The 6,223-nt window shown below is 73.3% G+C and carries 6 protein-coding genes; 2 read left to right on the top strand and 4 right to left on the bottom strand.

Features of this window, described 5'->3' with window-relative positions:
• The 4 genes from ACIWVC_RS33820 to ACIWVC_RS33835 form a co-directional block, all read right to left on the bottom strand.
• Positions 1 to 294: hypothetical protein (locus ACIWVC_RS33820; RefSeq protein ID WP_396455101.1), on the bottom strand; the 294-nt coding region annotated here is incomplete at its 3' end.
• A 601-nt stretch (positions 295 to 895) separates the two neighbouring features.
• A complete protein-coding gene (locus tag ACIWVC_RS33825; RefSeq protein WP_396446547.1) occupies positions 896 to 2,308 on the bottom strand; it encodes a PhoH family protein in 1,413 nt (470 codons plus the stop codon).
• 75 nt (positions 2,309 to 2,383) lie between these two features.
• On the bottom strand, positions 2,384 to 3,271 hold the full coding sequence (locus ACIWVC_RS33830) for an isoprenyl transferase (protein ID WP_396446546.1): 888 nt from the start codon (positions 3,269 to 3,271) through the stop codon (positions 2,384 to 2,386).
• 158 nt (positions 3,272 to 3,429) lie between these two features.
• Positions 3,430 to 3,951: a hypothetical protein gene (locus ACIWVC_RS33835; RefSeq protein WP_396455103.1), complete on the bottom strand. Its 522-nt coding sequence runs from the start codon at positions 3,949 to 3,951 to the stop codon at positions 3,430 to 3,432.
• A gap of 115 nt (positions 3,952 to 4,066) precedes the next feature.
• On the opposite strand from ACIWVC_RS33835, the gene ACIWVC_RS33840 reads away from it, so the two are divergent.
• Positions 4,067 to 5,605, top strand: coding sequence for a DHA2 family efflux MFS transporter permease subunit (locus ACIWVC_RS33840; protein ID WP_396446544.1), 1,539 nt, complete (start codon positions 4,067 to 4,069; stop codon positions 5,603 to 5,605).
• On the top strand, positions 5,586 to 6,223 hold a 638-nt coding region (locus ACIWVC_RS33845; RefSeq protein WP_396446543.1), incomplete at its 3' end, for a TetR family transcriptional regulator. The genes ACIWVC_RS33840 and ACIWVC_RS33845, both read left to right, overlap by 20 nt.

Raw genomic sequence — 6,223 nt, forward strand, 5'->3', positions numbered from 1 at the left:
CGCGCCGGCGGCGACCGCGGCGACCCGCACGCCGTTGCGCCGGCCGGAGCCGCCCTTGCCCCGCCCGCCGGGCGCGCCCTGCGGCCCGCGCCGGGCGGAGACGATCTCGTCGTGCGGCTCGTCGTGCGGCTCGCCGGCGGAGACGCCGGTGCGCATCGGGCCGGGCGGCACGGCGTGGAAGCCGAGGGTGTCGCCGGCCGGGGCGCCGGCCCGGGTGCGGTCGGCGCCGGCGACCCGCACGTCGTCCCCGTGGGGCGCGTCGTCCCGCGGCACGGCCGGCTGCGGCGCGGTCACCGCCGGAGGCGCGGCGGGGGCCGAGGTCCGCGCCCGGGCCGGGGGCGGGGACGGCGGCTCGAAGGCGGCCATCGCGTCGGCGACGGGGGCCGGGAGGTCGAAGTTCTGTCGTTCGTCTCGCCTAGGGGACCCGGGATGGTCTCCGTACAAGGCGGTCCTTCCGACGGTCGCGCGCGCATGGACACGCGCACGAGCTGTTTCCACCCCCGGCCCGGCGGTCCGCGGTGATGCCGCGCGGCTCCGGGCCCGGGCCGCCGCCCGCGTCCGGCGCGCGTCGTGATGGGGGGCCGCGCTCCGGCCGGGCACCGCTCGGGGGTGCTTACGAGGAGACACAATGCCGGAGCCCGCGGCCCGCTTCGCAACCGAAACGAGACAAATGCGGCCGGTGGGACTCTTGTCAACTCCCCGGCCGGACCGCCGAAACCGGTGGCAGGGCCGCGGATCCCGGCCATTGGACGGCCAATTGTGACCTTAATCACAACTCTACGGTGCGAGGTTTGGTGATCACATTCCGTAGGGAATGGCAGGGGGTGTTCTGAGACACGAGACCCCGGCGGCCCCGCACAGGCCGCCGGGGTCTCCGCGCGCCCCGGTCTCCCCGCTACGCGCCCACGTCGCCGAGCATGTCGGTGACGAGCTCGGCGATCGGAGAGCGCTCGGACCTGGTCAGCGTCACGTGCGCGAACAGCGGGTGCCCCTTCAAACGTTCCACCACCGCCGCGACGCCGTCATGCCGGCCCACGCGCAGGTTGTCGCGCTGCGCCACGTCGTGGGTCAGCACGACCCGCGACCCGGCGCCGATCCGCGACAGGACGGTCAGCAGCACGCCGCGCTCCAGCGACTGCGCCTCGTCGACGATCACGAACGCGTCGTGCAGCGACCGGCCGCGGATGTGCGTGAGCGGCAGGACCTCCAGCATGTCGCGGTCGACGACCTCCTCGATGACCTCCGGGGTCGTCACCGCCGACAGCGTGTCGTAGACGGCCTGCGCCCAGGGCGACATCTTCTCGTTCTCCGTGCCGGGCAGGTAGCCGAGGTCCTGCCCGCCGACCGCGTACAGCGGGCGGAAGACCACGACCTTGCGGTGCCGGCGCCGCTCCATGACGGCCTCCAGCCCCGCGCACAGCGCGAGCGCCGACTTGCCCGTGCCGGCCCGGCCGCCGAGGGAGACGATGCCGACGTCCTCGTCCATCAGCAGGTCCAGCGCGATCCGCTGCTCGGCGGACCGGCCGCGCAGCCCGAACACCTCCCGGTCGCCGCGCACCAGCCGCACCGACTTGTCCGGCAGCGTCCGGCCGAGCGCCGAGCCGCGCTCCGACAGCAGCCGCAGGCCGGTGTGGCAGGGCAGGTCGCGGGCCTCTTCCAGGTCGGCGGAGCCCTTCTCGTACAGCTCCTCGACGGCCCCGGCGGGCACCTCCAGCTCGCGCATGCCGGTCCAGCCGGACTCGACGACGGCCAGCTCCGCCCGGTACTCCTCCGCGGCGAGCCCGACCGCGGACGCCTTCACCCGCATCGGCAGGTCCTTGGAGACGAGCACGACGTCCCGGCCCTCGTGCGCCAGCCAGCCGGCCACCGACAGGATCCGGGTGTCGTTGTCGCCGAGCCGGAACCCGTCCGGCAGGACGCTCGGGTCGGAGTGGTTCAGCTCGACGCGGAGCGTGCCGCCCTGGTCGCCGTTCGGCCCCTCGACGGACACGGCCTCGTCCAGCCGGCCGTGCCGCAGCCTCAGGTCGTCCAGCGTGCGCAGCGCCTGACGGGCGAAGTACCCGAGCTCGGGGTGGTGGCGCTTGGCCTCCAGCTCGGAGATGACGACGATGGGGAGTACGACCTCGTGCTCGGCGAACCGGGTCAGCGCGCCCGGGTCGGCGAGCAGGACGCTGGTGTCGAGGACGTACGTGCGCCGTGCGCCTTCGGTGCGGGGGGACGACCCCCCGCATCCGCCGGGAACCCCCGGGACCTGCGTCCCGGAGGTGTGCCGGGACGTGCCGGAACGGCGCGGGGAGGATGTGGCCACTCGATCTCCCTGACTATGGGGAACCTACCGGTGGCGCGCAGGTCCGCCGCGGGGGCGGTGGTCCGCGTGGGACGGTCAGGTACCGTAGCGCCGATGCCGCGCGGCGTAGGAGCGCATGGCCCGGAGGAAGTCGACCTTGCGGAAGTCCGGCCAGTGGACCTCGCAGAAGTAGAACTCCGAGTGGGCGCTCTGCCAGAGCATGAAGCCGGAGAGACGCTGCTCCCCCGAGGTGCGGATGACCAGGTCCGGATCCGGCTGGCCGCGCGTGTAGAGATGCTCGGCGATGTGCTCAACGTCGAGGGACTCGGCGAGTTCCTCGATGCTGGTGCCCCGGCTCGCCTGCTCGATGAGCAGAGAGCGCACCGCATCAGCGATCTCACGCCTACCTCCATACCCAACCGCGACGTTCACAATCAGGCCGGGAGCGCCGGATGTGGCCTCACCGGCGTCTTTCAGGACACGGGCGGTCTTATCGGGCAGGAGGTCGAGGGCGCCGACGGGCTTGACGTGCCAGCCGTCGGCGGCGAGCTTGCGGACGGTGTTCTCGATGATCTCCAGCAGCGGTTCGAGCTCGCCGGCGGGCCGGTTCAGGTTGTCGGTGGACAGCAGCCACAGCGTGACGACCTCGACCCCCGCCTCCGCGCTCCACTGCAGCAGCTCGGAGATCTTCTGGGCGCCGCGCTGGTGCCCGGAGTTGACGTCGGCCAGCCCCATCGACCTGGCCCAACGCCGGTTCCCGTCCAGTATCACGCCGACGTGCCGGGGGATGACGTCGGCCGGCAGGTCGGCCTCGACCCGCCGCTCGTACATCCGGTAGACGACGTCGCGGACGGCCGCGTACGGACCGCTGCGCCGGATGGCGGAGACCAGCCGCCCGCCCTCGGCGGGGCGGCGGCGCGCGCCCTCGCTGCGCCCGCCGCGCGGCTTGGCGATGCGCGGTCTTCCCGTACGCCGAACCCCCATATGGGCTTCCCTTCGAGCGACCAGTCCCTGGCGGGAGGACGCTCAATTATGGCCCGGCCGCGACACTTCTCCCGCCGTTTCGGTGAGGTCAGGGTAGTGCGCGGCCAGGCCCGGAAGGGGCGGGTGGCCTGCTCCGGCCCGCCCGCCCGGCGCGGCGATCAGGCTTTCGGGCCGGCGGCGCGGGCCCGTTCGACGTGCCGCAGCGCGGTGCGCAGCTCGGCGAGCCACGCGTCGGTGTTCTTGCCGACGAGCCGGACGCACCAGGCGAGCGCGTCGCTGCGGCTGCGCGCGACCCCGGCGTCGACGAGCGTGTCCAGGACGCGGCGCTCGGGCTGCCGCAGCCGGGTCATGACCGGCACCGACAGGTGGGTGAACATCTCCCGCTCGCCGTCGCACTCGACGCCCCAGGAGACCTTGTAGCCGAAGCGCTGCTCGGCCTCGCGCGCGATGCCGATGCGCCGCTCGCGGGTCTCCTCGCGGAACCGCTGGACGTGGCCGGCGATCACCCCGGCCCGCTCCGCGCCCGACACCGCCTCGGCGGCGGCCGGGACGGCGAGCCGGCCGATGACGCTGGCCTCCTCGCGGTCGAGGACGACCTCGGGAGGGCCTTCGAACCACTCGTCCGGAAGCCGCCCGGAGAACCAGCCGCGCAGCTCCTCGGCCGCTTCGCTCGTAGTCATGTAATCAAAATTACAGCTCCACACCCGACTACGCCAGCCTCGGCCGTATTTGACATGCACTATCTTTTGAGAGTTACTCTCATTTCATAGTCGCAATCATTTGGAGGTGACCGTCATGGCGGTGGGGCACACCCGGCGCTGGCTCGGCCTCGGCGCGCTCTCGCTGTGCATGCTGGCGCTCGGGTTCGACATGACGATCCTCAACGTGGCGCTGACCACGCTGTCCGAGGACCTGCACGCGAGCATCGGCGAGCTGCAGTGGATCGTCGACTCGTACCTGGTCGTCTTCGCGGCCGTCCTGCTCCCCGCCGGGCTGCTCGGCGACCGGCTCGGTCGCAAGCGGCTGCTGCTGGCCGGCCTCGCGCTCTTCGGCGCCGCCTCCCTCGCCGGGGCGCTCGCGGGCGGCACCGGCGGCGTCATCGCCGCCCGCGCCGTCATGGGGCTCGGCGCCGCCATCGTGCTGCCGCTGTCCATGTCGATGCTCCCGGCCGTCTTCCCGCCGGAGGAGCGCACCCGCGCCGTCGCCGTCTGGTCGGCCGCCAACGCGCTCGGCCTCCCGCTCGGCCCGCTCCTCGGCGGCTGGCTGCTGCAGAACTTCTGGTGGGGCTCGATCTTCCTGATCAACGTGCCGGTCGTGGTGCTCGGCGGCCTCGCCGTCGCGTTCCTGCTGCCCGAGACGCGCGACCCGGCCGCCCCGCGCGTCGACCTCACCGGCTCCGCCCTGTCGATGGGCGGGCTCGTCGCACTCGTGTACGGGGTCATCGAAGCGCCCGAACGCGGCTGGACCGACCCCCTCGTCACCGCCATGTTCGTCCTCGCCGCGGTCCTGCTCGCCGCGTTCGTGCTCTGGGAGCGGCGGGCCGCCGAGCCGATGCTGGACATGCGGCTGTTCCGCGACGGCGCGTTCACCTGGGCGATGGTCGCCGCCATCACCGCGAACCTCATGCTCGGCGGGATCCTGTTCGTCCTCCCGCAGTACCTTGAGGCCGTCCAGGGCAGCGACGTCTTCGACACCGGGCTCAAGCTGATCCCGATGCTGCTCGGCCTGATGGCCGGCGCGCTCGCCACCGACCGGGTCGCCGGCCGCACCGGGCACAAGCCCGTCATCGTCGCGGGCCTGCTGGTGCTGGCGGCGGGCTTCGGCTGGGGCGCCCTCACCGCGGCCGGCGACGGCTACGCGGCCACCGTCCCGTGGCTGGTCGTCATCGGCGCCGGCTCCGGACTCACCATGATCCCGGCGATGGACGCCGTCCTCGCCGCGCTCCCCGCCGACCGCGCCGGACGCGGCTCCGGGCTCGTCCAGACCCTCCGCCAGACCGGCGGCACGCTCGGCGTCGCGGGCCTCGGCAGCCTCCTCGCCGCCGTCTACCGCGACCGCGTCGCCACCGGGGGCCTGCCCGCCGACGCCGCCGGCGCCGCCCGCGACTCCCTCGGCGGCGCCGTCCGCGTCGCCGGCCGGCTGGACGACGGCGCGCTGCTCGCGTCCGCGCGCGACGCCTACGTCCACGGCATGGACGCGGTGCTCGCCGCGTGCGGGGCCGCCGCGCTCGCCGCCGCCGCCCTGCTCTGGCTGTTCATGCCGCGCCCCGCGGCCCGGGATGCGGCCCCCGCGTCCGATGCCCGAGAATCGACGCATGAGCACGTCGTCCCCTGACCGCGCCGTCGACCGGCTGGAAGACCGGCTCTCCCGCCTCCCGCTGCGGGAGCGCAAGAAGCTGCGGACCCGGAGGGCGATCCAGGACCACGCCCTCCGGCTCTTCGCCGAGAAGGGGTACGACGCCACCACGGTCGAGCAGATCGCCGCCGCCGCGGAGATCTCCCCCAGCACGTTCTTCCGCTACTTCCCCACCAAGGAAGACGTCGTGGTCACCGACGAGTACGACCCGATCATGGCGCAGGTCATCCGCGAGCAGCCCGCCGAGCTCTCGGCGATCGACGCGCTGCGCGCCATGCTGCGGGAGGTCCTCCCCCAGGCGTTCACGACCGACATGGAGACCATCAAGACCCGGCTGCGGCTCACCGCCGAGGTCCCCGCCCTGCGCGCCCGCACCTTCGAGTCCATGCGGAACACCTTCGAGCTCCTGAGCGAGGCCATCAGCGAACGGACCGGACGGGCCCCCGACGACCCCGAAGTCGAGGCGTTCGGCTGGGCCGTCCTCGGCGTCATGCAGGCCGCCATGAACCGGCTGATGGACGGCAAGGCCACCTACGAAGAACTACCGGACCTACTGGACCACTATTTGGAGTTCCTCGGGAGAGGCTGCCCTGTCTA

The organism is Actinomadura sp. (assembly GCF_044508335.1).
Taxonomy (GTDB): Bacteria; Actinomycetota; Actinomycetes; order Streptosporangiales; family Streptosporangiaceae; genus Spirillospora.

Coding starts and splice junctions, on each gene's coding strand:
- ACIWVC_RS33830 (WP_396446546.1), bottom strand. CDS start 3,271: ATGGGGGTTCGGCGTACGGGAAGACCGCGCATCGCCAAGCCGCGCGGC.
- ACIWVC_RS33835 (WP_396455103.1), bottom strand. CDS start 3,951: ATGACTACGAGCGAAGCGGCCGAGGAGCTGCGCGGCTGGTTCTCCGGG.
- ACIWVC_RS33840 (WP_396446544.1), top strand. CDS start 4,067: ATGGCGGTGGGGCACACCCGGCGCTGGCTCGGCCTCGGCGCGCTCTCG.